Origin of the sequence: Streptomyces sp. CB02400 (assembly GCF_001905725.1) — a bacterium.
Taxonomy (GTDB): domain Bacteria; phylum Actinomycetota; class Actinomycetes; order Streptomycetales; family Streptomycetaceae; genus Streptomyces; species Streptomyces atrovirens.
In genome coordinates, this window is record NZ_LIWB01000022.1 from 106,815 (window position 1) to 133,001 (window position 26,187).

Annotated in this window: 28 protein-coding genes; 14 read left to right on the top strand and 14 right to left on the bottom strand. The window is 72.2% G+C overall.

The genetic code is table 11. From position 1 onward, the window contains the following. Nucleotides 1-45 precede the first annotated feature (45 nt). Complete coding sequence (uvrB, locus tag AMK33_RS35435; protein ID WP_073937134.1) at nt 46-2,193, bottom strand: excinuclease ABC subunit UvrB; 2,148 nt, start codon at nt 2,191-2,193, stop codon at nt 46-48. 40 nt (nt 2,194-2,233) lie between these two features. After that, the gene (locus AMK33_RS35440; RefSeq protein WP_073937135.1) at nt 2,234-3,097 is read right to left on the bottom strand and encodes an MHYT domain-containing protein; all 864 of its coding nucleotides are present in this window, start codon (nt 3,095-3,097) and stop codon (nt 2,234-2,236) included. 278 nt (nt 3,098-3,375) lie between these two features. On the opposite strand from AMK33_RS35440, the gene AMK33_RS35445 reads away from it, so the two are divergent. Both AMK33_RS35445 and AMK33_RS35450 read left to right on the top strand, forming a co-directional pair. Further along, on the top strand, nt 3,376-4,248 hold the full coding sequence (locus AMK33_RS35445) for a glycerophosphodiester phosphodiesterase (protein ID WP_073937136.1): 873 nt from the start codon (nt 3,376-3,378) through the stop codon (nt 4,246-4,248). A gap of 47 nt (nt 4,249-4,295) precedes the next feature. Beyond that, a complete protein-coding gene (locus tag AMK33_RS35450) occupies nt 4,296-4,850 on the top strand; it encodes a methylated-DNA--[protein]-cysteine S-methyltransferase (RefSeq protein WP_073937137.1) in 555 nt (184 codons plus the stop codon). Nucleotides 4,851-5,061: 211 nt separating this feature from the next. On the opposite strand, the gene AMK33_RS35455 is transcribed toward AMK33_RS35450, so the two are convergent. Beyond that, nucleotides 5,062-5,490 (bottom strand): VOC family protein, encoded by a 429-nt coding sequence (locus tag AMK33_RS35455; protein ID WP_073937138.1) that lies wholly within the window; start codon nt 5,488-5,490, stop codon nt 5,062-5,064. 102 nt (nt 5,491-5,592) lie between these two features. Here AMK33_RS35455 and AMK33_RS35460 point away from each other — a divergent pair, with 102 nt between their 5' ends. The 3 genes from AMK33_RS35460 (at nt 5,593) to AMK33_RS35470 (ending at nt 8,709) form a co-directional block, all read left to right on the top strand. Then, entirely contained in the window at nt 5,593-6,504 is a 912-nt protein-coding gene (locus AMK33_RS35460; RefSeq protein WP_073937139.1) for a pseudouridine-5'-phosphate glycosidase, read from the top strand. After that, on the top strand, nt 6,486-7,418 hold the full coding sequence (locus AMK33_RS35465; protein WP_073937171.1) for a carbohydrate kinase family protein: 933 nt from the start codon (nt 6,486-6,488) through the stop codon (nt 7,416-7,418). The genes AMK33_RS35460 and AMK33_RS35465 overlap by 19 nt, the downstream gene beginning before the upstream one ends. A 163-nt stretch (nt 7,419-7,581) precedes the next feature. Then, nucleotides 7,582-8,709 (top strand): magnesium and cobalt transport protein CorA, encoded by a 1,128-nt coding sequence (locus AMK33_RS35470; protein WP_073937140.1) that lies wholly within the window; start codon nt 7,582-7,584, stop codon nt 8,707-8,709. Nucleotides 8,710-8,746: 37 nt separating this feature from the next. On the opposite strand, the gene AMK33_RS35475 is transcribed toward AMK33_RS35470, so the two are convergent. Beyond that, nucleotides 8,747-9,379, bottom strand: a complete 633-nt coding sequence (locus AMK33_RS35475) for a uridine kinase (protein ID WP_073937141.1) — start codon at nt 9,377-9,379, stop codon at nt 8,747-8,749. Nucleotides 9,380-9,657: 278 nt separating this feature from the next. Between AMK33_RS35475 and AMK33_RS35480 the strand changes: the two genes are divergently transcribed. Then, nucleotides 9,658-10,137, top strand: coding sequence for an anthrone oxygenase family protein (locus tag AMK33_RS35480; protein WP_073937142.1), 480 nt, complete (start codon nt 9,658-9,660; stop codon nt 10,135-10,137). Between the two features lie 135 nt (nt 10,138-10,272). Continuing rightward, on the top strand, nt 10,273-11,763 hold the full coding sequence (locus AMK33_RS35485) for a glutamate synthase subunit beta (RefSeq protein WP_073937143.1): 1,491 nt from the start codon (nt 10,273-10,275) through the stop codon (nt 11,761-11,763). Nucleotides 11,764-12,032: 269 nt separating this feature from the next. On the opposite strand, the gene AMK33_RS35490 is transcribed toward AMK33_RS35485, so the two are convergent. From AMK33_RS35490 to AMK33_RS35500, 3 genes are all read right to left on the bottom strand, one after another. Further along, entirely contained in the window at nt 12,033-12,836 is an 804-nt protein-coding gene (locus tag AMK33_RS35490; RefSeq protein ID WP_079195079.1) for an SAM-dependent methyltransferase, read from the bottom strand. A gap of 108 nt (nt 12,837-12,944) precedes the next feature. Next, nucleotides 12,945-13,229 (bottom strand): DUF397 domain-containing protein, encoded by a 285-nt coding sequence (locus AMK33_RS35495; RefSeq protein ID WP_107425318.1) that lies wholly within the window; start codon nt 13,227-13,229, stop codon nt 12,945-12,947. Nucleotides 13,230-13,238: 9 nt separating this feature from the next. Next, a complete protein-coding gene (locus AMK33_RS35500; protein ID WP_073937146.1) occupies nt 13,239-14,099 on the bottom strand; it encodes a helix-turn-helix domain-containing protein in 861 nt (286 codons plus the stop codon). A gap of 222 nt (nt 14,100-14,321) precedes the next feature. Here AMK33_RS35500 and AMK33_RS35505 point away from each other — a divergent pair, with 222 nt between their 5' ends. Continuing rightward, entirely contained in the window at nt 14,322-15,047 is a 726-nt protein-coding gene (locus AMK33_RS35505; RefSeq protein ID WP_079195080.1) for an ATP-binding protein, read from the top strand. Beyond that, nucleotides 15,044-15,505 (top strand): hypothetical protein, encoded by a 462-nt coding sequence (locus AMK33_RS35510; RefSeq protein ID WP_073937148.1) that lies wholly within the window; start codon nt 15,044-15,046, stop codon nt 15,503-15,505. The genes AMK33_RS35505 and AMK33_RS35510 overlap by 4 nt, the downstream gene beginning before the upstream one ends. An 18-nt stretch (nt 15,506-15,523) precedes the next feature. Here AMK33_RS35510 and AMK33_RS35515 read toward each other — a convergent pair whose 3' ends face one another. Then, nucleotides 15,524-15,709 carry a hypothetical protein gene (locus tag AMK33_RS35515; RefSeq protein ID WP_073937149.1) on the bottom strand — a complete coding sequence of 62 codons (186 nt, stop codon included), beginning with the start codon at nt 15,707-15,709 and terminating at the stop codon, nt 15,524-15,526. A 180-nt stretch (nt 15,710-15,889) separates the two neighbouring features. Next, nucleotides 15,890-17,284 (bottom strand): amidohydrolase, encoded by a 1,395-nt coding sequence (locus AMK33_RS35520; RefSeq protein ID WP_073937150.1) that lies wholly within the window; start codon nt 17,282-17,284, stop codon nt 15,890-15,892. Between the two features lie 102 nt (nt 17,285-17,386). On the opposite strand from AMK33_RS35520, the gene AMK33_RS35525 reads away from it, so the two are divergent. Next, nucleotides 17,387-17,812, top strand: coding sequence for an ester cyclase (locus tag AMK33_RS35525; protein ID WP_073937151.1), 426 nt, complete (start codon nt 17,387-17,389; stop codon nt 17,810-17,812). Between the two features lie 57 nt (nt 17,813-17,869). Here the strand turns inward: AMK33_RS35525 and AMK33_RS35530 are convergent, their stop codons facing one another. From AMK33_RS35530 to AMK33_RS35540, 3 genes are all read right to left on the bottom strand, one after another. Further along, nucleotides 17,870-19,414, bottom strand: a complete 1,545-nt coding sequence (locus AMK33_RS35530) for a hypothetical protein (RefSeq protein ID WP_073937152.1) — start codon at nt 19,412-19,414, stop codon at nt 17,870-17,872. Nucleotides 19,415-19,499: 85 nt separating this feature from the next. Then, nucleotides 19,500-20,054: a class IV adenylate cyclase gene (locus tag AMK33_RS35535; RefSeq protein ID WP_073937153.1), complete on the bottom strand. Its 555-nt coding sequence runs from the start codon at nt 20,052-20,054 to the stop codon at nt 19,500-19,502. Nucleotides 20,055-20,151: 97 nt separating this feature from the next. Continuing rightward, complete coding sequence (locus AMK33_RS35540; protein WP_073937154.1) at nt 20,152-20,928, bottom strand: nucleotidyltransferase domain-containing protein; 777 nt, start codon at nt 20,926-20,928, stop codon at nt 20,152-20,154. 149 nt (nt 20,929-21,077) lie between these two features. On the opposite strand from AMK33_RS35540, the gene AMK33_RS35545 reads away from it, so the two are divergent. Together AMK33_RS35545 and AMK33_RS35550 are read left to right on the top strand one after the other, a co-directional pair. Beyond that, entirely contained in the window at nt 21,078-21,494 is a 417-nt protein-coding gene (locus AMK33_RS35545) for a RidA family protein (RefSeq protein ID WP_073937155.1), read from the top strand. Beyond that, nucleotides 21,491-21,955 carry a GNAT family N-acetyltransferase gene (locus AMK33_RS35550; protein WP_073937156.1) on the top strand — a complete coding sequence of 155 codons (465 nt, stop codon included), beginning with the start codon at nt 21,491-21,493 and terminating at the stop codon, nt 21,953-21,955. The genes AMK33_RS35545 and AMK33_RS35550 overlap by 4 nt, the downstream gene beginning before the upstream one ends. Before the next feature lie 18 nt (nt 21,956-21,973). On the opposite strand, the gene AMK33_RS35555 is transcribed toward AMK33_RS35550, so the two are convergent. Then, on the bottom strand, nt 21,974-23,938 hold the full coding sequence (locus tag AMK33_RS35555; RefSeq protein ID WP_073937157.1) for an FUSC family protein: 1,965 nt from the start codon (nt 23,936-23,938) through the stop codon (nt 21,974-21,976). Between the two features lie 142 nt (nt 23,939-24,080). Then, nucleotides 24,081-24,302: a hypothetical protein gene (locus AMK33_RS35560; RefSeq protein ID WP_073937158.1), complete on the bottom strand. Its 222-nt coding sequence runs from the start codon at nt 24,300-24,302 to the stop codon at nt 24,081-24,083. Between the two features lie 150 nt (nt 24,303-24,452). On the opposite strand from AMK33_RS35560, the gene AMK33_RS35565 reads away from it, so the two are divergent. Together AMK33_RS35565 and AMK33_RS35570 are read left to right on the top strand one after the other, a co-directional pair. After that, nucleotides 24,453-25,115, top strand: coding sequence for a DUF6461 domain-containing protein (locus AMK33_RS35565; protein ID WP_073937159.1), 663 nt, complete (start codon nt 24,453-24,455; stop codon nt 25,113-25,115). Nucleotides 25,116-25,212: 97 nt separating this feature from the next. After that, nucleotides 25,213-26,169 carry an expansin EXLX1 family cellulose-binding protein gene (locus AMK33_RS35570; protein ID WP_073937160.1) on the top strand — a complete coding sequence of 319 codons (957 nt, stop codon included), beginning with the start codon at nt 25,213-25,215 and terminating at the stop codon, nt 26,167-26,169. The last annotated feature ends 18 nt before the right edge of the window (nt 26,170-26,187 follow it).

Here is a 26,187-nt window from a genome sequence, read left to right on the forward strand (position 1 = left end):
GACCGCACTTTGTGTCGTTCTTGCAACACATCGCGTACGCGGCCGTCAGGACAGGCCGGCCTCCTGCATCTGCCGCAACTCCTTCTTCATCTCGGAGACCTCGTCGCGCAGCCGGGCCGCGATCTCGAACTGCAGGTCGGCCGCGGCGGCCCGCATCCGTGTGGTGAGTTCCTCGATCTGCTCGGCGAGTTCGGCGGCGGGCCGGTCGGTCGGCACGGTCTCGGCGGCCTTGCCCCTGGCGCCCTTGGCGCTCTTCGCGCCCTTGGCCGCCTTGGTCCCCAGGGAGGGTACGGGCGCCTTGGTGCCGCCGTCCTTCGTGGCCTGGCGGTAGCCCGAGCCGAGCAGCTCCTCGGTGTCGATGTCCTCGCGGGCGATCTGCGCGACGATGTCGTTGATCTTCTTGCGGAGCGGCTGGGGATCGATGCCGTTCGCCTTGTTGTACGCGACCTGCTTCTCCCGGCGGCGGTTGGTCTCGTCGATGGCCTTCTCCATCGCCGGGGTGATCTTGTCGGCGTACATGTGGACCTGGCCGGAGACGTTGCGCGCCGCGCGGCCGATGGTCTGGATCAGGGAGGTGCCCGAGCGCAGGAAGCCCTCCTTGTCCGCGTCGAGGATGGCGACCAGCGACACCTCGGGCAGGTCGAGGCCCTCGCGCAGCAGGTTGATGCCGACGAGGACGTCGTACTCGCCGCTGCGCAGCTCCCGCAGCAGCTCGACCCGGCGCAGGGTGTCGACGTCGCTGTGGAGATAGCGCACCTGGATGCCGAGTTCCAGGAAGTAGTCGGTGAGGTCCTCGGCCATCTTCTTGGTGAGCGTGGTGACCAGGACGCGTTCGTCCTTCTCCACGCGGGTGCGGATCTCGTGCACCAGGTCGTCGATCTGGCCCTCGGTGGGCTTGACCACGACCTCGGGGTCGACGAGGCCGGTGGGGCGGATGATCTGTTCGACGGTGCCGTCCGCGCGGGAGAGCTCGTACTGGCCGGGGGTGGCCGACAGGTAGACGGCCTGCCCGATGCGCTCCTGGAACTCCTCCCACTTCAGCGGCCGGTTGTCCAGGGCGGAGGGGAGCCGGAAGCCGTGATCGACGAGGGTGCGCTTGCGGGAGGCGTCGCCCTCGTACATGGCGCCGATCTGCGGGACGGTGACGTGCGACTCGTCGATGACGAGGAGGAAGTCGTCCGGGAAGTAGTCCAGCAGGGTGTTCGGCGGGGAGCCGGGTGAGCGGCCGTCGAAGTGCATCGAGTAGTTCTCCACGCCGGAGCAGGAGCCGATCTGGCGGAGCATCTCGATGTCGTACGTGGTGCGCATGCGCAGGCGCTGGGCCTCCAGGAGCTTGCCCTGCTTCTCCAGCTCGGCCAGGCGCTCGCCGAGCTCCTTCTCGATGTCGCCCACCGCGCGCTCCAGCCGCTCGGGGCCCGCGACGTAGTGGGAGGCCGGGAAGACGTAGAGCTGCTGGTCGTCGCTGATGATCTCGCCGGTGAGCGGATGGAGCGTGGAGAGCGCCTCGATCTCGTCGCCGAACATCTCGATGCGGACGGCGAGCTCCTCGTAGACCGGGAAGATCTCGATGGTGTCGCCGCGGACGCGGAAGGTGCCGCGGGTGAAGGCCATGTCGTTGCGCGTGTACTGGATGTCCACGAAGCGGCGCAGCAGCTCGTCCCGGTCGAACTCGTCGCCGACGCGGAGGGGGACCATGCGGTCCACGTACTCCTGCGGGGTGCCCAGGCCGTAGATGCAGGAGACGGAGGCGACCACGACGACGTCGCGGCGGGTGAGCAGCGAGTTGGTCGCGGAGTGGCGCAGCCGCTCGACCTCCTCGTTGATCGAGGAGTCCTTCTCGATGTAGGTGTCCGACTGCGGGACGTACGCCTCGGGCTGGTAGTAGTCGTAGTACGAGACGAAGTATTCGACCGCGTTGTTCGGCAGCAGCTCGCGGAACTCGTTGGCCAGCTGGGCGGCCAGGGTCTTGTTCGGCGCCATGACCAGGGTGGGGCGCTGGAGCTTCTCGATCATCCACGCGGTGGTGGCGGACTTGCCGGTGCCGGTCGCGCCGAGCAGGACGACGTCCTTCTCGCCTGCTTCGATGCGCCGGGCGAGGTCGGCGATGGCCGTCGGCTGGTCGCCGCTCGGCTGGTAGGGGCTGACGACCTCGAAGGGCGCCACCGTGCGTTCGATCTGGGAAACGGGCCGCATGTCATCCACCGTACGGCCCCCCACTGACAACGGGTCCGGATCAGCGGCGCTGCGGGGTCCGGGAGCGGTGTTCCACGGGGCCGCGGGCCCGCAGCCGCGGGCGTGCCGGGGAGTGGTGGGCCGGGGAGTGGGCGGGGACGCCGGGCTTGTGCTCGGCGGGGGACGCGGCGGGCCCGCCGGCGACCATCAGCGGGTCGAAGATCACCACGACGCCCGCGAGGACGAGGAAGGCGAGCGGGCCGACCATCATCGGCCCGAGCAGGGCGGCCGCCGGCTCCCCCGCGGCGGGCTCGGCCGTGCCGTGGACGTGCACCTCGAGTGCGGCCATGCCGGTGTAGTGCATCCCGGTGACCGCGAGCCCCATGACGACGCTGGCGCCCACGCTCCACAGGAAGCCCCGCACCTGTCCGGCCGCCCACAGGGCGGCGCTGGCGGCGGCCGTGGCGATGGCCACGGACGCGGCGACCGTGAGGACGTCGTACTTCAGGTATCCGTCGAGGCTCATCCCGGCCATGCCGAGGTAGTGCATCGAGGCGATGCCGAGGCCGGTGATGGCGCCCCCGGTGAACAGGGCCGTTCCGGAGGCGCCCTTGTAGCCGACGATGAAGATCCCGATGCCCACCATGACGACGGCGACGGCCAGACTCGCGAACGTGATCAGCCGGTCGTAGTGGATCGGCGTGCCCTCGACGGTGAAGCCCGTCATCGCGACGAAGTGCATCGTCCATATGCCGGAGCCGATGGTCGCGGCCCCCAGGGCGAGCCAGCCGGGGCGCCAGGAGCGGGACATCCTGATGGCCCTGGTGGTGCAGCGCAGGCCCAGGGCGCCGCCGAGGCAGGCCATGAGGAAGGCCACCACCGGTGTGACCAGGCCGTAGCTGAATCCGTCGACCGTGCCTTGCATGCGCGGCTGCCCTTCCCGACCCGTGTGTCCCGCAACGTCCTGATATACCCCCCTCCTGGCGCCGTGACGGCGGCCAGGGATGACGCAGAGAGTATGACCCCGCCGGAATGGTCGAACGACTTTCCGGCAAAGAAACACGTCCTTGCCCCAGGTGTGTGGCATCAGTGTGCGGAGTCTGGACAACACCGTTCAATCCGTGGCCATCCCGTACTCGTCTCGCGTCGACCCTCTGCTGTCACAGTTGAGCTGACCGTGACCGTTCGACGCGAGGAGTACGCATGCACGCACGCGCTGTCGCCGCCTCGACCACCGCGCTCCTGGGCACCGCCGCCCTCCTGCTCCCGCTCTCCCCCGCGCGGGCCGCGGAGAGCTCCGCGCGGCCCCTGGTGATAGCCCACCGGGGCGCGTCCGCGTACGCGCCCGAGAACACCCTGGAGGCCGTCGACAAGGCCGCCGCGCTCGGCGTCGACTGGGTGGAGAACGACGTCCAGCGCACCAGGGACGGTGAACTCGTCGTCCTGCACGACGACAGCCTGCGGCGCACCACCGACGTCGAGGAGGTCTTCCCCGACCGGGCTCCGTGGAAGGTGAAGGACTTCACCGCCGCGGAGATCGCCCGGCTGGACGCGGGAAGCTGGTTCGGCTCCGCGTACGCGGGCGCGCGCGTGCCGACGCTGGAGCAGTTCGTGCACCGCGTCGAGCGGCACCGGCAGAAGCTGCTGCTGGAGATCAAGAACCCTCAGCTGTATCCCGGCATAGAGCGGCAGATCGTCAAGGTGCTGGGCAACGAGGGCTGGCTGGACCGCCGGCACGTGCGGAACCGGCTGATCGTGCAGAGCTTCAGCGCGGACAGCGTACGGACGGTCCACGATCTGCGGCCCGCGGTGAAGACGGGCTTCCTCGGGACGCCGCCCGTGTCGGACCTGCCCGCGTACGCGGCCTTCACCGACCAGATCAATCCCTCGCACGGTTCCCTCTCCGCCGCTTACGTCGCCGCCGTGCACGCCTTCAAGGGGGCGCGCGGCAAGCCGCTGGAGGTGTACACCTGGACCGTGAACGACGCGGCCGCCGCCCGGCGGGTCGCCGGGTTCGGGGTCGACGGGATCATCACCAACACGCCCGACGTGGTGCGGGACGCGGTGCGCGGCTGAGGCGTCCGCCCGGGGCGTTGTCAGTGGTGGGCCGTACGGTGGTGCGCATGGACAGCCATGGGCAGTACGAGCAGCGGGTGGTGTGGGCCGTCGTCGGCACCGGCATCGGCCCGCTGCTGCTGGCCGCGACCCGTGAGGGCCTGGTCAACGTCGTGTTCCACGCCACCGACGAGGTGCGCGGCAGTGCGCTGGAGCGGCTGGCGTCGCGGCTCGGCACCGAGCCCGTCGAGGAGCCCGGCTCCCCGCTGCTGGCCGAGGCGATACGGCAGGTCGAGGCGTACTTCGCGAGTGAGCGGCGGGACTTCGAGCTGCCGCTGGACTGGTCGCTGATCTCGGGCTTCAACCGCGAGGTGCTGCGGGAGCTGGCCGCCGGGGTGCCGTTCGGCTCGGTCGTCGGGTACGGCGATCTGGCCCGCCGGGTCGGCCGGCCCGGCGCGGCCCAGGCCGTGGGCATGGCGATGGGCGCGAACCCGCTTCCGGTGGTCGTACCGTGCCACCGGGTGGTGGAGAGCGACGGCGGCATAGGCGGCTTCGGCGGCGGCCTGAAAACAAAACGCCACCTCCTGGCCTTGGAAGGCATCCTCCCCGAACCCCTGTTCTGACCCACTCCTCCGCCCTCCGCGGGCAGCCACATGCCGCGTTCCCGCGGACAGTCGTGCCGCAGGGGCGGCACAAGTGGGCGCAACCGCCCCCCGCTCTCCGCGGACAGTCGTACCGCAAGGGCGGCACGGGTGGGCGCGACGGCACCCCGCGAGCGCCGGGCAGCGCGACCCACCCCCGGCCCACCCCAACGCGGAGAGCGAAAACCCCCGGTCAGTCGTAGTGCCGTGCCTCGAACACGTTGCCGTCCGGATCACGGAAGTAGAAACTGCGCCGCGCCAACCCCCGCGCCCCGAATGAGTCACGCGAGACATCCGACACCGGCACGGACCCCTCCTCCAGCCGACTACGCAAAGCATCGAAGTCCGAGGCCGTCAGCGACAGACAGACATGGTTCACGGGATGCCCCGAACTCTCCGCGGCACCGGGCAGCATCCGCATACGTTCCGCCTTGGCCCGCGGCATGAGATCGAGGATCGTCTCCTCATTGACCCGCACCGAGGGAAACGGCGCCTCACCGACGGAGTAGTCGGTGAGTCTGACGGGCTCCAGGCCCACGGCCTTCTCGTAGAAACCTGCGGCGGCGATGGGATCGCTCACCCACAGGACGATGTGGTCGAGGCGAGTCGTGTTGTCCGTCATGGCTCCCAGCCTCCGCGACACCCATGACCGCGCGCAAGGGGGTTTGGCCCGGCGCCCGGCCCGCCAGAGATGAGGGAGAACCGGCAGACAGGAGGCAGACACGTGGTGCTCATGGTGTCCGAAGAGGTACGGGAGGCGATCGCCGCGGCCCGCCCGGTGGTGGCCCTGGAGTCCACGATCATCGCCCACGGACTGCCCCGGCCGCGCAATCTCCAGGTGGCGCTGGAGCTGGAGGCGGCCGTACGGCAGGAGGGCGCGGTACCGGCGACGATCGCCGTGCTGGACGGGCGGCCCCGGGTCGGCCTGGACAAGGACCAGTTGGAGCGGGTCGCGGGCGAGGACGGCATCCGCAAGCTGGGCCATCGTGACCTCCCGCTCGCGGTGGCCGCCGGGGCGAGCGGGGCGACCACGGTGTCGGCCACGGCCCTGCTGGCGGCACTCGCGGGCATACGGGTGTTCGCCACCGGAGGGCTCGGTGGCGTGCACCGGCAGTGGACGGTGACCCAGGACGAGTCGGCCGACCTCGGCCTGCTGGCACGGACACGGATCACCGTGGTGTGCGCGGGCGTGAAGTCGATCCTGGACGTGCCCGCGACCCTGCAGCGGCTGGAGACACTGGGGGTGGCGGTCGCCGGGTACGGCACGGACCGCTTCCCCGGCTTCTACCTGTCCGACTCCGGGCACCCCGTGGACTGGCGGCTGGACTCTCCGGCGCAGGTCGCGGAGGTCATGCGGGCGCAGGACGCGCTGGGCGGACCCGAGTCGGCGCTGATCGTGGCCAACCCGGTCCCCGAGGGAGAGCAGTTGGATCCCGGGCTGCACGCGCGGGTGCTGGACGAGGCACTGCGCGCGTGCGAGGCGGAGGGTGTCACCGGCCAGGCCGTCACGCCGTTCCTGCTCGACCACTTGGTCCGGCACACCGACGGCGCCTCCCTCGCCGCGAATCTGGCGGCGGTCCGGGGCAACGTACGTCTGGCCGCGCGGGTCGCGGCGTCCTGGGCCGCCGGGGAGTGACGGGCACCGTGCGGGGCGGGGCGCTGCTGGTCGTCGGCGATGTGATCACGGATGTGGTCGCCCGGCACCGGGGGCCGCTCGCGCCGGGGACGGACACGGCGGCGGCGATCCGGACGGTGCCGGGCGGCGCGGGCGCCAACGTGGCCTGCTGGGCGGCGCGTCGGGACGGTACGGAGGTGCGGCTCCTCGGGCGGGTGGGCGAAGACGCGGCAACCTGGCACGAGCGGGAGCTGGCCGCCTGCGGGGTCCGCCCGCTGCTGGTCGTGGACGGACAGGCGCCCACGGGGACGGTGATCTGCCTGGTCGACGAGGGCGCGGCGGCCGAGCGGACGTTCCTCACCGACAGTGGCGCGTCGCTGCGGCTGGACCCAGGCGACTGGTCGGACGCGTTGCTGGACGGGGTGGCGCGGCTGCATCTGTCGGGCTATCTGCTGTTCGCCGAACCGAGCCGTGCGTTCGTCGCGGTGGCGTCGAAGGCGGCGCGGGCCCGTGGGGTGCCGGTGAGTCTGGATCCGGCGTCGGCGGGGTTCCTCGTGCGGCTGGGCGTCGACCGGTTCCTGCCGCTGGTCGAGGGCGTGGACGTCCTGCTGCCCAGCCGTGACGAGGCGTGCCTGCTCACGGGGGCGTCCGAGGTCGCGGACGCCGCGGCGCGGCTGAGCCGGCACGTTCCGCTGGTGGTGGTCAAGCAGGGTGCCGCGGGCGCGCTGCTCGCGCGGTCCGGGGAGGTGTACGCCCGCGTCCCGGCCGTACCCGCGGTGCCCCGGGACACCACGGGTGCCGGTGACGCGTTCACGGGCGCGTTCCTCGCGGCCCTGCTCGCGGGAGCCGGCCCGGAGCAGGCGGCGCGGGAGGGCTGCCGGGCAGGCGCGCAGGCGGTGGAACACATAGGGGGCCGCCCGCCGGCACCCGCCTGACGAACGGGCGCCGCGACGGGCGAACTCCCTCTGTCCACAGGCGGGAACAAAGCGGAATTCCCTCTTCCCACAGGCTCGCACACGACTCGTCCAGGACTGGCAGACTGGCGATCCGGAGCGCGGGAAGCAGGACGGCGCGGGGGAACCACGCAAGGAGAACCGGATGTCCATGGCAGGGAATCTGCGGAAGGTCACGAACCTCGGCAGGGTCGGCGGACTGCGCCGGGTGGCGCGGCTGGCGCGGCGGCGGCCCCGTGTGGACCTGAGTCATCCGGCCCGCTCCCCACTGGGCTCCTCGGTGGTCAACTGCGTGACGTACAGGGACGGTCACCGCACCGGCGCGCGCGGGGACCTGGTGGACGCGGTGAGGCAGGTGCGCAAAAACGGCGAGGGTTTCGTCTGGCTGGGGCTGCACGAGCCGACCACCCGGGAGTTCGCCGGCATCGCGGAGCTGTTCGACCTGCATCCGCTGGCGGTGGAGGACGCGATCGAGGCCCACCAGCGGCCCAAGCTGGAGCGGTACGGGGAGACGCTGTTCGCCGTGTTCAAGACGGTCTGCTACGTCGAGCACGAGGAACTCACCGCGAACAGCGAGGTGGTGGACACCGGCGAGATCATGGTGTTCCTCGGCAAGGACTTCGTGGTCACGGTGCGGCACGGCCGGCACGGTTCGCTGGGACCGCTGCGCGAGGGGCTGGAGGCCGATCCCGGGCAGCTCGCCCAGGGCCCGTCCACGGTGCTGCACGCGATCGCGGACCATGTGGTCGACGACTATCTGACCGTCATCGACTCGGTCCAGGAGGACATCGACCAGGTCGAGACGGATGTGTTCGCGGAGCACGGCGCGCGGGTCGATCCGGGCCGCATCTACCAGCTCAAGCGCGAACTCCTCGAACTGAAGCGGGCGGTGGTGCCGCTGAGTCGGCCGCTGGAGGAGCTCGCCACCCGGCCGATCCGGGTGGTCGCCCCGGAGATACAGGCGTACTTCCGTGACGTCTCCGACCATCTGCTGCGGGCGAAGGAGCAGATAGCGGCCTTCGACGAGCTGCTGAACTCCATTCTCCAGGCGCATCTGGCGCAGGTCACGGTCGCGCAGAACGAGGACATGCGCAAGATCACCGCTTGGGCGGCGATCGTGGCGGTGCCGACGATGGTCTGCGGGATGTACGGCATGAACTTCGACCACATGCCGGAGCTGCACTGGCGGTACGGCTACGGCATGGTCATCGGGGTGATATCCGTGGCGTGTCTGCTGCTGTACCGGGCGTTCCGGCGCAGCCGCTGGCTCTGAGACCCGCTGCTCTCCACCGCCGGGCGGGGAGGCGGGGTCAGCCGCGCCAGGCCGGATAGCGGGGGTCGTCGGCCCGTACCAGTACGTCGGCCGTGCCGGCGGGGTCGGTCTCCTGCTCGTAGCGCTCGAAGGCGGGGAGGGTCCAGTGCTCGGCCTCGGCGGTACGGCGGCGCAGGGCGCCCGGGGAGAGGAGGACGTGGATGCTCAGGTCGAAGGGGAACCAGTGGCGCAGGAGGAGGGGGCCGTGCAGCAACAGCACGCCGCCGGGAGGGAGTTGGACATAGGGACTGCGGGTGGCGCGGTCGGTGACGGGGTCCCACAGGTCGGGCAGGACGCGTCCGCTCCCGCCGGGTTCGAGGGGGCCGAACACCTCGCGCCAGAGGGCGCCGGTGTCGTACCAGCCGCCGTAGTAGGACTCCAGGTCCCGGTGGCCGTATTCGAGCCGGACGGATGCGGGCCGCAGGAAGCCCTCGGTGCCGACGACCAGGGAGGGCCGGCCACGTATCCGCAGCGCCTCGGCGACCCGCTCGGCGAGGTCTCCCGGACGCGCGGCGGGGGCGCCGTCGAGGGCGACCCGCGGCCAGGGCCCGCCGTCGGCCGTCTTCAGTTCCAGCAGGCGCTCGGCGAGGAGGTCGCCGAGCCGGTCCCAGGTGATCGCTTCAAGTCGCACACGGCCATGATGCGCCTGCGGCCCGCCCGGCCGTGCGGATCTCCCGGTGGTACGGGTCTCCTGGCTGTACGGGGCTCCCGGCGGTAGGGGTTCGACGCCCGGTGCCCGGTGCCCGGAGGGGGCGGGTGACGCCCGGGGTGTTCGACGTCCCTGGACGTTCGCGCATGCGCCCGCGCTCCTGGGCCATGGCCGGGGGTGCCAAGGGTCGCTTTCACTGGTGATGACGGTGGTGACGGTGGTGGCCGGGAAGGGTCCCGGCCGGGAACGGGGGTGACGACATGATCGACGGGCCGTACTTCATGCTGACGGTGCTGGGTGTGCTCGGGACCGGGCTGACGGCCGGGGTCTTCTGCGCCTTCTCGACGTTCGTGATGAGAGGGCTCGCGGCGCTGCCGCCGGCGCAGGGGGTGGCCGCGATGCAGGCGGTCAACGTGGCGGCGGTGCGTCCGGCCTTCATGCTGCTGTTCCTCGGTACGGCGATGCTGTGCGCGGTGGTCACGGTGGTGACGTTCGTGCTGTGGCCGGACGAAGGGACGGTCGAGCTGCTGGTGGGCGGTGTCCTGTACCTGGTCGGCTCGTTCGGGCTGACCGTGGCCGCGAACATACCGCGCAACGAGGCGCTGGCCCGGCTCGAACCGGGCGGCCCGGAGGCGGCCGCGTACTGGCCGGTCTATGTGCGCGAGTGGACGATGTGGAACCACGTCCGCGCGCTCGCCTCGGCCGGGGCGGCGGTGGCGTACCTCCTGGCCCTCGTCTGAGGGACCCGGCCGGCGGGCTCCCGGGAAAGCGCTGTCCCGGCGCTCTGCGGGGGCGGGTGAGCGGACGTATCGTGGCCCAAGGAGTGCCGCCCGACGGCGCACGGCCTGTCACCCGCGCACGCAAGGAACACGGCCATGGCCGATCCCAAGGGTTTCCTGACCACACCCCGCGAGGAGTGGCCGCGCCGGCCCGTCGAGGAACGGGTCCGCGACTGGAACGAGGTGTACGTGCCGGGGGCGCTGCTGCCCATCGTCAGTGCGCAGGCCGACCGTTGCATGGACTGCGGTGTGCCGTTCTGCCATCAGGCCTGCCCGCTCGGCAATCTCATCCCCGAGTGGAACGAGCTGGTCTCGCGGGAGGACTGGCGGGCGGCGGCGGAGCGGTTGCACGCCACCAACAACTTCCCGGAGTTCACCGGCCGGTTGTGTCCGGCGCCCTGCGAGGCGGGGTGTGTGCTCGCCATCAACCAGCCGGCGGTCACCATCAAGAACGTCGAGTGCGCCATCGCCGACCGGGCCTGGGAGGAGGGTTTCGCCCCGCCGGCGCCGCCGGAGCGGCTCTCCGGCCGGACGGTCGCGGTCATCGGTTCGGGCCCGACCGGGCTGGCCGCGGCCCAGCAGCTCACCCGGGCGGGGCACACGGTCGCCGTGTACGAGCGGGACGACCGGGTCGGCGGGCTGATGCGGTACGGCATCCCCGAGTTCAAGATGGAGAAGCGGCATCTGGAGCGGCGGGTGGAGCAGATGCGGGCCGAGGGGACGAAGTTCCGTACGTCCACGACGGTCGGGCGGGATGTGGACGCGGCGGAGTTGCGGGCCCGGTATGACGCGGTGGTGATCGCGACGGGGGCTACGGCGTGGCGGGAGCTTGCCGTGCCGGGGCGTGAGCTGGCGGGGATTCACCAGGCGATGGAGTATCTGCCGCTCGCGAACCGGGTGTGCGAGGGGGATCTGGAGTCGTCGCCGTTGTCGGCCGCGGGGCGGCGTGTCGTCATCGTCGGTGGTGGTGACACGGGGGCGGACTGTCTGGGTACGGCGGTGCGGGAGGGGGCCGCGTCGGTCACCCAGCTCGACATCTACGGCAGGCCGGGGGACGAGCGCGATGAGGAGGCCGAGCCGTGGCCGACGTATCCGAGGCTGTATCGGTTGTCTGCGGCGCATGAGGAGGCCGGGGTGTTGCGGACGGCGCCGGTGGTGGACGCGGACGCGCGGCTGTTCGCGGCGTCCACGCTGCGCTTTGCCGGGGACGGGGACGGGCGGGTGTGTGCGCTGCACCTGGTGGGGGTGGACGCCGGGCGTCGGCCTGTGCCGGGGAGCGAGCGGGTGCTGCCGGTGGATCTCGTGCTGCTCGCGCTGGGGTTCTCCGGGCCGGATCGGGGCGATGGGCTCCTCGCCCAGCTCGGGGTGGAGCTGTCACCTCGTGGCACGGTCGCGCGGGATGCGGGGTTCGGTACGAATGTGCCGGGGGTTTTCGCGGCGGGGGATGCGGCGCGGGGGCAGTCGCTGATCGTGTGGGCGATCGCCGAGGGGCGGGCGGTGGCTGCGGCGGTCGATCGCTGTCTGACGGGTGCGGTGAGTCGGCTGCCGGCGCCGATCGGTCCCTATGACCGTCCGATGACGGTGTGACCCTGCGTTGGTGCGGGCCGGGGGCGTTCGCGCAGCCCGGCGCTTGCGGGGTGCCTCCCCCACTCCCGGCTCCTCCCCCACTCCCGGCTTCGCTCGAGCGGGAGGTACCCCCATGAGCGGGAGGTACCCCCACCGCCCACCCGTGCCACCCCTGGGGGCACCTCCCAGGCCCTTGAGGCACTGGGGGAGGCACGACTGCCCGCGGAAACGACGGGGCGGCGGCAGCGGTGGCCCGCTGTGTCGTGGGTAGTGGGCCACCGTCTCCGGGGTTACGGTTTGTGGGCCACCGCGCCGTAGCCGGGGATGATGTCGTCGTCCTGGCCCGGGATCGGGTCGCCCAGTTCGGGGTGCCAGTGGTGGGGGACCTGGACGCCCGGTTCCACGAGGGTCAGGCCGTCGAAGAAGCGGGTGAACTCCTCGCGGGAGCGGAGTGCCAGGGTGACGCCCGCCGCCTTGAGCTGCTCCGTGGCCGCCTTCGACTCCTCCGGGGTGAAGTCGGACGTCGCGTGGGTGACGACCAGGTAGCTGCCCGAGGGCAGCGCGTCCAGCAGCCGCCCGACCAGCTCGTGCGCCCCGTCCTCGTCGGAGACGAAGTGCAGCAGCGCGATGAGCGACAGCGCGATCGGCTCGTCGAAGTCGAGGATCTTCCGCGCGCCCTCCAGGATGACGTCCGGATCGCGCACATCGGCCTGGAGGTACTCGGTCACCCCCTCGTCCGTACCGCGCAGCAGGGCCGCCGCGTGGGCCAGCACGATGGGGTCGTTGTCGCAGTACACGACACGGGCGTCGGGCGCGATCCCCTGCGCCACCTGGTGCAGGTTGGGCTCGGTCGGAATGCCGGTGCCGACGTCGAGGAACTGCCGTACGCCCTGCCCGGCCAGCCAGCGCGTGGCCCGCTGCATGAACGCGCGGTTCACCCGCGCCATCACCGGCACCCGCGGGTCGAGGGCGAGCATCTGCTTCCCCATGGCCTCGTCGACCGGGTAGTTGTCCTTGCCTCCGAGGTACCAGTCGTACATCCGCGCGGGGTGCGGCCTGCTCGTGTCGATCTCCACGGGGTGCTGACCGGTCATGAAGGACTCCATAAGTCTCTGCGCCTGCAATTGCAACTGTTAGTGATCAAGTCAGTGCCAAGCCGGAAGGGCCGGAAGGGGGAACAAAGGTAGTGCGGGCAACAAGGTTCAGGACAGCAGGAAATCCGCCTCTCCCGCCTTCGCTCCCTCGATGAAGGCCGTCATCTCGGCGGAGGTGTAGATGAGCGCCGGCCCGTCCGGGTCGGTGGACTGGCGTACGGCGATCCGGCCGTCCTCGAGCTTCATCGCCTCCAGGCAGTTCCCTCCGTTGCCGCCGCTCCACGGCTTGTGCCAGCCCTCGCTGCCCAGCTCCCGCGCGGGCATGCCGTTGTAGATCCTTCCGGTGCGCGCCCGCTGGCGGGGCGGGGACTTCAGGGTGTCCAGGGGCTTCATGAGTTCCATTCACAGCTCCTTGCGGAGATCCCGGAGGATCTCCTTCGTGCGATGTGCCGTAGCGGCCTGCGCCGCCATGCGGTCCATGACCTCGAGGTGGGTCGCCACCTCTTCGCGCGCGTCCAGGTAGACGGCGCCGGTCAGGTACTCGCTGTAGACCATGTCCGGCAGTTCGGGCATGGCAAATCGGAACAGCACGAACGGCCCGTACGTGCCGGGATGGGGCCCACCGGCGAACGTGGCGATCTGCAGCGTCACGTTGGGCAGCTTCGTGGCCTCGAGCAACTTGTCGATCTGCGCACGCATCACCTCCGGGCCGCCGACCGGGCGGCGGAGCGCGGTCTCGTCCATCACGACCCACATCCGGGGCGCGTCCTTACGGGTGAGCAGTTCCTGTCGTTGCATGCGCAGGTCGACGTGGCGCTCTATGTCCTCGGGCTGGGTCTGCCCGACGGCCCCGGAGCGCAGCACGCCGCGTGCGTAGTCCTCGGTCTGGAGCAGTCCGGGGACGAAGTGGGGTTCGTAGCTGCGTATGAGGGAGGCCGCACCCTCCAGGCTGACGTACATCGAGAACCAGCCGGGCAGGATGTCGTGGAAGCGCTGCCACCAGCCGGGCCGGTTGGCGTCCTCCGCCAGTTGCACGAAGGCGTCGGCCTCCTCGTCGGAGACGCCGTACTCCTTCAGCAGCATCTGGAGGTACGGGATCTTGAGCGCGACCTCGGCCATCTCCATGCGGCGGACGGTGGCGGGCGCGACACGGAGGATGCGGGCCGCTTCCTCACGCTTGAGTCCCGCGCGTTCCCGCAGGTCCAGCAGGCGCCGACCGAGGACGACCTGTCCCACCGTCGGCGCGGACCGGGGTTCGCTCACACTCCACCTCCCTCGAACAAAAGCCGACAGCCCGGCGGCGCCACTCGAAGATCCCCCGAAGACCCATCTCATCCGAACTCGCATTCGAACGGATCTTCGGCGATCCCAACTGGCGCCGCGCGAGGTGCTGTTGCGAGCAGTGTGCCACGCCCGTCCAGAACGTCACACCGCACTCTGCATTTTTCAGAGTGACACTTGCCAAGTGTTCACGGCGGGGCGATAGTGGCAAGCGTGATTCCGTCCGCGCCCTTAGGAACAGACGCCGCCGCAGGGTCCATCGGCCTCGGCGCCGCCTCGGTGTCCGCCCCCTCGGGGGCCGCCGCCGAGCGCCGGTTCCGTTTCGAACTGGCCGCTCATCCGGGTTCCCCGGCTCAGGCCAGACGCCTGACGAGGGCACGGCTGACCGGCTGGTCGGTGTGCGAGGACACCTGTGACACAGCGGCTCTCGTCGTCTCCGAACTGGTCACCAACGCCATCGTGCACACGGCGAGCAGCCACATAGTCTGCGAGCTGCACGACGGTGGCGAGCTGGTGCGCATAGCCGTGCGCGACGAGGGGTGCGCGCCGGGCCAGCCTCGGGCGAACACCCGGCAGCAGCCGGAGGACGAGCACGGGAGGGGACTGCTCCTGGTCGACGCCCTGTGCCATTCGTGGGGCGCGCACGAGAACGGTCCCGGACTGCTGGTCTGGGCCGACCTCCCCCGCACGGCGGACAGCGGTGACACCAGTGACACCGGGCACGGTCCCGTGGAGCCCACCGACGACCTGGGCTGGGGCGCCCGCCCGAAGCCGGGCCCGCCCGGCACCCCGGACGACGACACCGCCAACGAACCGGCCCGCCCCCACGGCCCGGCGGCGGGAAACCACGATCCGGCGGCGGGAAACCAGACCCACACCCCGTCGCTCCCCCCGCACCAGCGCATCCCCCGCCCCCGGGGCCGGGCGTGACAGGCGGCACACCCGGCACCCGCGTGCTGAGCCTGGACTCACTGGTGCGGATCCGGCGCGAACGGCAAGCCCCCGACGCCCGCACTCCCCGGCGGCTCCCCGTCCCCGACGGCATGACCGCGCCCATGGGCTGCGACGCGGTGGCGGTGCCCGCCCGCTTCGGCCCGCTGGTGATGCCCCGGCTGCCCCGCGTGGGCTGCGTGTACGCCGATGACGCGTACTGGTGGTGGCTGGTCCCGTCCGATTCCGACTACGCCATGGAGTGGCCGGCCCCCGCCCGCTACGCCACCGGCGCGGTCCTCCCCGGCCCCTCGGGCGCCCCCGGCGCCCCGGACCTCCCCGGCCTGATCCACCGCCCCGACGGCACGCTCCCCTATACGCCGCCGATACCGCTCTATCTCGCCCTGTGCCGCCTGACGGGAACGCCCCCCGCCTGGTCACGCCCCGTCACCGCGTAACCCGGCACCCCAGCCCGGTCACGCCGTGGCGTCGCCACCCCCGCCGTCCCCCCGGACGATCACCAGGAACATGTCGGTCGCGAGGTCCATGACAACCTCGGCGGGCAGACCCTCCAGGCGGCGCGCGTGGGCGAACTCCTCCGCCGGCCATGAGCCACGCGGTCCACCTGCGGGAAAGCGTTCGAGCACCGTTCGCCCGTTCACCCTGCCACCTCCATGCTGCGTTGTACTCGTAGAGTTAAACGCCAACCATGGGGTGAACGCCTTGCTCAGTGACGGTACTGAGACGTAGTTGACACCCGTTCACCGCCAAGTGTGATCGGACTCTCGGCTGATCGCACCAAGAGGTCACCCTCCGTACCGGCCGCCGCACCGATCGTGCCGTCAGGTGCCGTACTCCTGGATCCGCCGCCCATGACTCCGGTCGACCAGCGCGGGCAGCCGCTCCCCCAGCTCCCGCACCACCTCGGGCACGTCGATCGTGAGCAGTTCCCGGTCCCGCATGAGGACCCGGCCGTCGACGATCGTCGTACGGACGTCGGCGGCGCGGGCGCTGTGCACCAGGGTCGCGGCGAGGTCGTGCACGGGCTGGGTGTGCGGCCCGGTGAGGTCGACGAGGACGAGGTCGGCGCGGCGGCCCGGCGCGATACTGCCGATACCGCCGACGCTGCCGCCGATACCGTCGGCACTGCCGCCGAGGCCGACCGCGCGGGCGCTCTGCAGGGTGGCGTGGTGCAGGGCCTGCCGGGAGGTCAGCCAGCGGGGGTCGCCCTCAGTGGACTTCTGGATCAGGGAGGTGAGCGCCATCGACTCCCACACGTCGAGGGAGTTGTTGGAGGCGGCCCCGTCGGTGGCGAGTCCGACCGGGACGCCGATGTCGCGCAGGGCGCGTACGGGTGTGGTGTGGGGCCAGGCGAACTTGAGGTAGCCGCGGGGCGCGGTGGCCACGGCCGTACGGCCGTCCGCGCGCTCCAGCAGCGGCAGGTCGCTCTCGACGATGCCGGTGCCGTGGGCGATGAGCACGTCGGTGTCGAGGACGCCGGTGCGGTGCAGGACCTCGATGGGGGTGACGCCGTGCCGGGCGAGACTGGCCTCGGTCTGGTCGCGGTTCTCGGCGGCGTGCAGATGCACGGGCAGCCCGTGCTCGTGCGCCAGCCGCGCGGTGGCGGCGAGGTCGGTGTCGTCGACGGTGTAGGGGGCGTGCGGGGCGAGGGCGGTGGTGATACGGCCGTCGGCGGCGCCCCGGTGCCGCAGCGCGAACGCCAGCGACCGCTCCCGCCCCTCTGCCCCCTGCGAGGAGAAGAACGCCTCCTCCAGCAGCGCCCGCATCCCGCACCCGGCGACGACGGCGGCGACCTCGTCCATGGCGAAGTAGTGGTCGGCGAAGCAGGTGACCCCGCCCCGGATCATCTCGGCGCAGGCGAGCAGCGCGCCCAGCTCGACGTCCCGCGCGGTGAGGTTGGACTCGACCGGCCAGATGACGTCGTTGAACCACTCCTCGGTCGGCAGGTCCTCGGCGAGGCCGCGCAGGGCGACCATCGGGGCGTGCGTGTGGCAGTTGATCAGACCGGGCAGCGCGACCTGCCCGCGGGCGTCGATCCACTCCCCGGCCGCCCGTCCCGCGACCGCCCCGGCACCGGTCACCTCCTCCACCACCCCACCCCGTACGACGATCGCCGAGTCCTGCGCGAACCCGATCCGTTCCCGGTCGTCGTGGGTGAGGACGGCGCAGCCGGTGATGACGAGGTCGGCCGGGCTCTCCGTGGCAGCGGGCGTCATCCCGTCAACGTACGACGAACCCGGTGCGCAGGACACACCCCGAAGGGCTGACTAGCCTGGCACTGTCCGACAACACACGCCCCACCGCACCCGGGAGGCGACATGACGCCCGACCGGCTCGCCGGCCACAAGGAGACGGCCCGCCGCTTCATCGAGGAGGACCGGCAGGGGGACCGCGTCACCGAGTACGGCGAACTGTGCACCCCGGACTACGTCGAGCACGATCCGGCGATGCCCCGCGAGACGGTGGACCTGGCCGGGGCCCGGGAGGTGTACCGGGCGGTGGCCGAGGCGTTCGGGCTCCGGCACTCGGTGGAGAGCATGGTGGCCGAGGGAGATCTGGTGGGCATCAGGTTCACGGTACGGGGACGGCACACCGGCGAGTTCCAGGGCGTCCCCCCGACCGGCCGGACCTTCGAGTCCACCGGCCACACCACCCTCCGCTTCCGGGACGGGAAGATCGCGGAGTCATGGTTCAACTGGGACTTCGAGGGAATGAAGGAGCAGCTCACCCCCACTCCCGCGTGACGGCGGCGACTCCCCGCCAGGACCGTCAGAACCGTCAGGACCGAACCCGGCGTTCCCTCACGAGTCCCCGGTCGTCGCCCGGAGCCCCAGTCGGGACATCACCGCACCCGGCAGCGAAGGGTTGGCAGCCGCCGCCTCCACGACCTGCCGGTCGTCGTCCTCCAGCAACTCGACGATCGTCCGCTCCGGCAGAGCGGGATGGCCGGCGGCCACGTGCCTGGCCCGTGCGTCCGCGAGACAGGGCAGCAGGGCCCGGGCGGTCGCGTTCCGGTGCCGGGCGATGTCGCGCAAGGCCCTCCGCACCGCTCGTTGCGGCCGTGCCAGGTCCTCCAGCAGTTCGGCCGGGGTGTCCGGATTGGCCGCCACGCCGGTGACGACCCGGCCGCCGTGCCGGTCGGCCATGGCGCGCAGGCGCGCTTCGGACAGGCCCGGGTGGGGCGCGACGGAGGCGACCACCTTCGCGTCGGGGTCGGCGGCCAGCGCGTCGCGGATCCCGGGCGGCAGATCGCGTCGCGCCGCCACGAGCATCCGCGCCCCGGGGACCGGCGACGCCGCCAGGCTCGCGATCTCCGCCGGGGAGGCGCCGGCGATCCGGGGCAGCAGGACCGGGCCGATCCTCGTGGCACCGGCCAGGTGCGTGAGCACGTCGAGCGGGACGTTCGGGTTGTGTGCCAGCCCGCGCCGCACGTCGTGACCGTTGTCGGTGGCCAGCACGCGCATCAGCGCCTCGTCGATCGCCGGATTCTCGGCGAGGGCGGCCCGGACACCGGGGACGAGGTCCTCGGCGAGACGCCGGAAGACGTGCGCCGGCAGGTCGGGACGCGCGGCCAGCGCGCCGCGCATCACCATCGAGGGGTGTTCGGCGAATCGGAGGACCGCGTCGACCGGTGTGGCCGGATTGCACACCGCCCGCTGCCGCATGTCCCGCACGGTGGACTCGTGGGAGCCGTCGCAGGAGGCGCCCGCAGGCAGGTCGCAGTCGGTCCGTGGGCAGGACGGATCATGGACGAACGGCGTCCGCTCCCGGTCACAGACCAGGCACCGCCGCGCCGGAGGCGGTCCTGTGCCACCGGCCGGCCCGACCAGCCCGGCCAGCACGGCCGGTGGAGCCTTCTCGTTGGCGGCCACCGCGCACCGGACCTCGGCATGCGGATGCTCCGCGAACCGGGCGGCCGTGTCCGGCGTCGTCGTCCACAGGGCGAGCTCCGCCACGACCCGTATCTCCGGATCGGTGCCGAGCGTCGCCACCACGTCCGGCGGCAAGTCCGGACAGGCGGCCAGCTTCTCCCGGCGTTCCGGGTCCGGGTCCGACGCGAGCAGACGCGCCCACTCGGGCCTGCCGGCGCCCTGGTCGAGGAGGGCGAGCGCGGCGCGCGGCTGTACGAGGGGATCGACGTCGGAGGCCGTCAGCCACCCCTCGTACGCGAGTCTCGCGGCGATCTCGTCACCGCGCGCCGCCAGCACGGTCGTCTGCGTCCTGCTGAGGTCGGCGCGTGCGGCGAGTTCCGCGGCGAGGTCGTCGTCCGCGATCCCGATCAGCCGGTCGACGAGGCCGGGCGGCAGGTTCGGGTTCGCGGCGAGCCCGCACAGCAGATGGTTCACCGGGTCATCATGACCGGGTCACGCGCGCGGGGCTCGCGGTTTTCGGCTCCGTCCGGCACCGGCCCGCCGTCCACGTGATGCCGCGTCAGCCGGACCTGTCGGAGAACAGGAGGGTGGGTTCGGCGAGGATGTCGCGGCCGGCCTCGCTCTTGTAGATCTCGTCGACGCTGCCGAACCGGGCCTCGGAGTAGTCGAGGCCCAGGAGCGCGGCGGCCTGCCGGACCGATGTCTCGTCGGGCCCCTCGATCTCCAGGAAGGTGGGGAGGTCGGGCCAGGTGTCGAAGTCGAAGGCGATCTCGCCCAGCCGCCACTCCTCGCGGTAGTTCTCCTGGTAGCGGACCTCGGTGAGGCCGACCCGGCGCAGGATGTCGGCCATGGCGTGCAGGTCGGTGACCTCGGTCTCGATCTCCTTGGTGCCGTCGATCGTCGTGGCGTCGGTGACCTGCTTGAGCGTGAGCGTCGAGCGGGTGCCCTCGTCGCGCAGGCGGAGCCAGGCCCCGTCGTCGAGGGAGTCGTTCTCGAAGATCTTGCGGGTGAGGAGCGTGCGGGGGAACGCCTGGACGGCGCCGAGGGCGGCCAGTTCGGTCTGGAGGCCGACGGTGTCGACGGCCAGGAACTTCGCCTCGTACTCGTGCTTCATGGGTCCTTCTCTCGGAAGTGGTCGGTGAGAGCGGGCGTGCGGGCTGCCACGAGCAGGCTCATGCGGTGGGTGTGGCCGCTCGGTGGCCCGCTGATTCCTACCTGCCGGCCGCCGCCACCGCCCGCGCGAAGGTCGCTTCGGCGTCGGTGACGGCCGCAGTGAGTGACTCCGGGGTGGCTCGCATTCCGGCGATGATGTCGTCCACGTGCTGGAGGCCCGCGCGGTGGAGCAGTCCCTTCTCGTTGGTGACCCACTCCCCGCGTGCCGCCGTCACCGCGTGTGCGGTGCAGGTCGCGGCCACGGCGATGGCGCCCGCGACCTGGGTGAGGGCGCCCTTGGGGGCGTGGCCGGCCTTCGCGTAGGCCAGGGTGGCGGTGGCCACGCCGGTCCAGCGGGGCGGGGCGCTGGCGCGGAGCGCCGGCGGGTAGGTGTCCGGGCGGGGTGCTTCTCCCCGGAGTACCCGGTTGATGGCGAGTTCGGCGACGATCAGGTACGTCGGGATACCGACCAGGTGGAACATCAGCGGCTCGACACGGAAGCGGCCCGCTTGCGCCTCCGCCAGTTCGTGTTCGGCGCTGTCCAGGTCGCGGTAGTGGATGTCGACCCGGCGACCGTCGATGGTCAGCCAGGCGCCGCCGTTGAAGACGCCGCCCCAGTCGCCGATGCCGCAGACCTCGCCCTCCCAGCCGACCGCGCGCAGGTCGTCCGGGTCGAAGGAGCTTCGGTAGTAGAGCGCCAGGTCCCAGTCGCTCTCGGGCCGGTCGGTGCCCTGGGCGCGTGAGCCGCCGAGGGTGACGGCCCGGACGCCGGGGAGGCCGGCGAGGCGGTCGGCCGTACGGTCGAGGAAGGCTTGGTCCGGGAGGGCGGACGGCACGGGGGCTCCTGGTGAGGATCGGTGTGCGGGCGGGGCGTCGGGCAGGGTACGGGGGTGGCGGTCGAGGGGCGAGTGAAATACGGATGCGGTGGCTCGGTGTGTCGCGCAGGATCGAGGGTTGTCCGTCCTCCCTTTAGATCGGAGTCCGCGTGATTCGGCGTGTCACCGTCCCTGCCCTCTTTCCGCCGCCCGTCTACTCCCATGCCTCCGTCGTCGAGGCGGGGACCAGGCTGGCGTTTCTCGCCGGGGCGGTTCCGTTGGACGCCGAGGGGGAGCTGGTCGGTGAGGGGGATCCGGTGGGGCAGGCCCGGCAGGTGATCGCCAACCTTGAGGAGCAGTTGCGGGCTGTGGGCTCCGACCTGGGCCACGTCGTCGCGACGGACGTGTATGTCGTGAGCGGTGAGCCCGCGGTGCTCTCCGCCGTGTGGGACGTGGTCGAGGCGTCCGGGCTGAGCGCGGGGCCCCACTCGTCGACCCTGATCGGTGTGGCCTGTCTCGGGTACGCCGGGCAGCTCGTGGAGATCACGGCGACGGCGGTCGTGCCGGACACCGGCGCCGGCTCGTGAAGGGCGGCGACCGGACGGTGGACCTGCGCCGGGCCCTGCCCTCCGACGCCGAGGCCGCGGCCGGTGTCTGGCTGCGGTCCTTCGCCGCCGCGCTGCCGGGCGTGGTCCGGCCCCGGTCCGACGACGAGGTGCGGGACTACTTCCGGCACGTGCTCATACCCGTGCGGGAGACGTGGGTGGCGGAGACGGCGGGCGGGAACGTGGTCGGTGTGATGGTGCTGGAGGGCGAGGAGCTGGACCAGCTCTACCTCGCCCCCGAGTGGTGTGGGCACGGAATCGGAGACCGGTTCGTCGCGCTGGCCAAGGAACGCAGCCCCGGAGGGCTCGCGCTGTGGACCTTCCAGGTCAACGCACCCGCGCGCCGCTTCTACGAGCGGCACGGCTTCACGGCCGTGCGGTGGACGGACGGCTCCGGGAACGAGGAGCGGGAGCCGGACGTGCGATACGTGTGGCGGCCGTAGACGGCCGGGCGACGTCGTTCACCGTACGGCGCGGTCGTGGCCCGGCGTGAGCCGGACCACGGCATCACCTCGCGCCCGTACGCGGGCCGTGAGTTCGTTCAGGTGTTGGATGTGGTGGGGGTCGAGATGGCCGGTGTCGTCGAGGTGGACGGCGCAGGCGGTGATGGTGTCGACGAGGAGTTCGAGGGTGGCGGCGGTCTCGTCGGTGCCGTGCGCGTGCCGGGCGAGCGGGGGGAGTTCGGCGGAGGCGAGGGCGATGGCCGTACGGGCTTCGGCGAGGGTGCGGTAGGCCTCGCGGCGCAGGGCCCAGCGGGTGGCGCGGTCGTCGGGGTCGCCGAGTACGTGGTCGAGGTAGGCCTGGGCGGCGCCGGCCGCCTCCGCGAGCCGGGCGCGGATGGCGGCGCCGCCGCGCTGTCCCGGCAGCGGGAGGTGGCCTGCGACGAGCACGACGGCGCAGGCCAGCAGGGTTTCGCCGATGCGGCCGACGGAGGCCTGGGGTTCGCCGCCGGCCATCACCAGGGCGAGGACGAGCACGGTGACGACGGCGGTCTGCGCGGCGAAGTGCCGGGCGGCGACGGGGATCAGCGCGCCGCTGACCGCGACCAGTGCGACGAGCCCCTCCGGGCGGGGCAGCACGGCGGCGAACCCGGCGAACAGGAGTGCCCCGAGGACGGTTCCGGCGGCCCGGGACAGGACGCGGGAGGCGAGCGGTCCGAGGTCGGGTTTGACGAGGAAGACGGCGGTGGCGGGCAGCCAGTACCAGTGTTCGTGCTGCCCGTACCAGCGGGTGTGGTGCAGGGCCTGGGCGAGGGCGGCGCTCACCCCGAAGCAGAGGGCGACCCGCATCCCGTACTCCCGGCCGCGGGCGCCGAGGACGGTCCGCAGTGCGGCGGTCCGGGAGCGGTTGCGGCTGTGCAGGTCGCCGCCGCCCTCGCCGTCGCCCCGGTCGAAGGCCTCGGCGGCGCGCAGGAGGGCGTCGTCGAGGGCGCGCAGGGCGGGGACGGTCCGGGAGGGGGCGGGCAGCGGGCCGGTGGGGGTGTTGCCGCGTACGGCGGTGGCGAGGCGCCTGGGTCCTTCGGCGGCGCGGGCCGGTACGGGGTCCCCGGCCCAGGCGAGTGCGGTGGCGGCCTCGGCGAGCGGGAGGGCGGCGGCGTACTGGGCGTGCAGCCGGCGTTCGGCGGAGGAGGAGGCGTAGCGCCGCAGCCGGGGGCCGGCGAGCGCGTCCTGCGCGTGGTCGAGGGCGGCGGTGAGCGCGGCGCGCCGGGCGAGGGCCGACTCCGTTCCGGCGGCGTCGAGCAGCGCGGCGACGGCGTCGTACACCCCGGCGACGGCGTCCCGTTCCCCGTCGAACCGGAAGGCGAGCCGGGAGCCGGGCAGGGAGCCAAGCCGGGAGTCAGACCGGAAGCCGAGCCGGAAGCCGGACCGGGAGTCCCCGGCGAGCGAGCCCGGTGTGGGCAGCGCGAGCCGCAGCAGGAGTAGCCAGGCCGCGCCGGCGAGGAAGGCGAGGGCCCGCTGCCAGCCCGGTTCGGGCAGCGGCATCCCGGCGCCGACGGCGGCGCCGACCAGGAGTTGTGTGCCGACGGAGGAGCCGACGGGGCCCAGTGCGCTGACCGCGCCGGCGAGCAGGCCGAGGACGGTCAGCAGGAGGGTGAGGAGTACGGCGGAGACGTGGGCGCCGGTGTACGTGCCGGTGATCAGTCCGGCCGCGCCGGCGAGTGCGGGGCCGCCGATGCGGCCGATGGAGGCCCGTCGGCTCCCCGGCCGGTCGTTGATCCCGGCGAACATGGCGCCGATGGCGGCGACGACGCCGAGCGTGGGCCGCCCGGCGAGGACGGCCGCGAGCAGCAGCGGCCCGCCGCCCAGCGCGCCCCGCGCGACCGCGCTCCACGGGACCGGTCCGCGCTGGGCGCGCAGGGCGTGGGCCAGCCACGGGGGTACGGCACGGGTCACGGGGCTCCAGTCGTCGCGTCGGGGGCGGGGCATGCTCGCGGGCGACGGTGACCGGGCAGGAGGAGACGTGCCTTCTACGGTAATCGGTGTGGTGGAAGGGGAGCGAACGGCCGTGTTTCCGTGATGTGACGATGCGGGTGGGAGCGGTCCAGCGCCCCGTGGCCTCAGTCGGCGGTTACGGGCGGAGCCCTGTCCACCGCCGGAACCGCCCGACCCACTGCCCCTCCAGCCGCCCGGTGGGACCGGCCCCTTCCCCTTCGCCCGCGTCGAGCGCGGCCGTCCGGGACACTTCCAGCTCCCGCTCGACCTCCTCGACGGCCCCCGGCCGGAACCGGCGCCAGACGGTCACCACGCCGTCCCGCGTCTGCTGCCGGCCCTCACCGACGAGCAGCCCCACCAGGGTCGTACCGGCGGTACCGGCCAGTGTGAGCGGACAGGGATCCGTCGCAGCCCCCGAACGTCCGCAACAATGCCCCACCGTAGCTCAACGCCCGTTGTCCGTAACGTTGTTGACGCTCACGATCGCCCTCACGACGAAGGAGGAACGATGCCCGGTTCCTGGCGCCTGTCGGACTCCCAGCACTTCTGCCTGACCCTTTCCCGGAACAGGAGCCCGGAAGAGGTGCTCGCCCTCTACGGAGCCGACGCGGGCAGCGCCCGCCGGGTGCCCGCGGAGAGCATGCCCGACGCTCCCCCTCGGGGCACGACACTGCGCGCGGGATCACTGGGGGAATGGTCCTTCTGCGTCGAGTTCGATTACCACATCGGCTGCACGGCCACGGTCATGCGCGACCTGTCGGCGGGGACCGAGACACTGGTCCTGTACCGGACGGCGAAGGCACTGGAAATGTTCCGTTACGTGGTCGACGGGCGCGTCGTCGAGCAGTTCGAGCCCGGCTACCCGCCCAGCGCCAGCGGCCGGAGCGCGCACGGGTTCGCCCGCAGGACGGAGACGCTCATCTCCACCGGAACGACCCGGAGGGCAGTATGTCTGGAGGTCATGGCCCGGCACACCGGCCACGAACTCACCACGGACATACTCCACGGCCCCCTGCTCACCGCGGACGTCGACGAGCCCGACCACGCCGCTCTCCGCCACCCGGACCCGCCGCTGCTGTATCCGGACCGGCCCTCGAAAAGGTCCCGGCCCCTGGGCCGTCGACTGGGCAGGCTTCTGCCCGGGCCTGGACAGGCGCCGGGCACGCCGTGACCGGCCGTGTCCGAAAGCCCGGCAACCTTTCGGGCCGCTGTGACGACCACCGAGTCGGAAGCGTGTGTTCTCCCCCGCACCACGTAAGGACTCATCCGTGGCATCCCCCTCCCACCGCCGTCCGCGCGGCAAGCGGCGCGGCCTCCTGGTCCCGGCCGTAGCCGTGGCCACCGTCGGGCTCCTCATATCGCTGGTCGTCGCCCTCACCCGGGACGGCGGATCCGACACCGTGCGGGCCACGGCCGCGTCCGCCACCGGCGTCGACGCCGACGCCCGGCCGAGTGCCTCGCCCACGGCGACCGGGCGGACACCGGAGACAAAACCGTCCACCGCGTCCCCGGCCGCCCCGAAGCCCTCCGCGACGACCCCGTCGGCCCGGCCCTCGCGCGGCGCCACCCCCACGACCGCCCCGCGCCCGGCCTCCGGCGGGGCACCACTGGCGGGACGGATCGAGCCCGGGACCGCCTACAGCGGAGTCGCCACCCACTACGACGCCGGGGATGGCGACGGTGCCTGTCTGTACGGTCCGAGCCCCGACCGCATGACCGCGGCGATGAACACCACCGACTACGAGACGTCCAAGGCATGCGGGGCGTACATCCTGGTCCGCGCGGCCGGTGGCGCCTCCGTGACGGTCCGGATCACCAACGAGTGCCCCGCGCCCTGCGCTCCGGGGCAGCTCGACCTGAGCAGGGAGGCCTTCGCCGAGCTGGCCGGGCTGTCCGCCGGGAAGATCCCGGTCACGTGGAGCCTCCTCAGCCCCGGCACGTCCGACACCGTCTCGGTCCGCTACAAGACCGGCTCCAGCAGCCACTGGTGCGGCATCCAGGCGATCGGCCACCGCAATCCGCTGGCCCGCCTTGAGGTCGCCACCGGATCCGGATGGCAGCGGCTGACCCGGACCGAGTACAACTACTTCCTCTCCCCCGACGGCACCGGCTGCGGCGGCAAGCTGAGGCTCACCGACATCTACGGCCAGGAGCTGACCGTCGACGGCATCCCCGTACGCCCGGACACCGTGCAGCCGACGCGTGTCCAGTTCGCCCGGCACTGACAGCACCCGGCCAGGAAA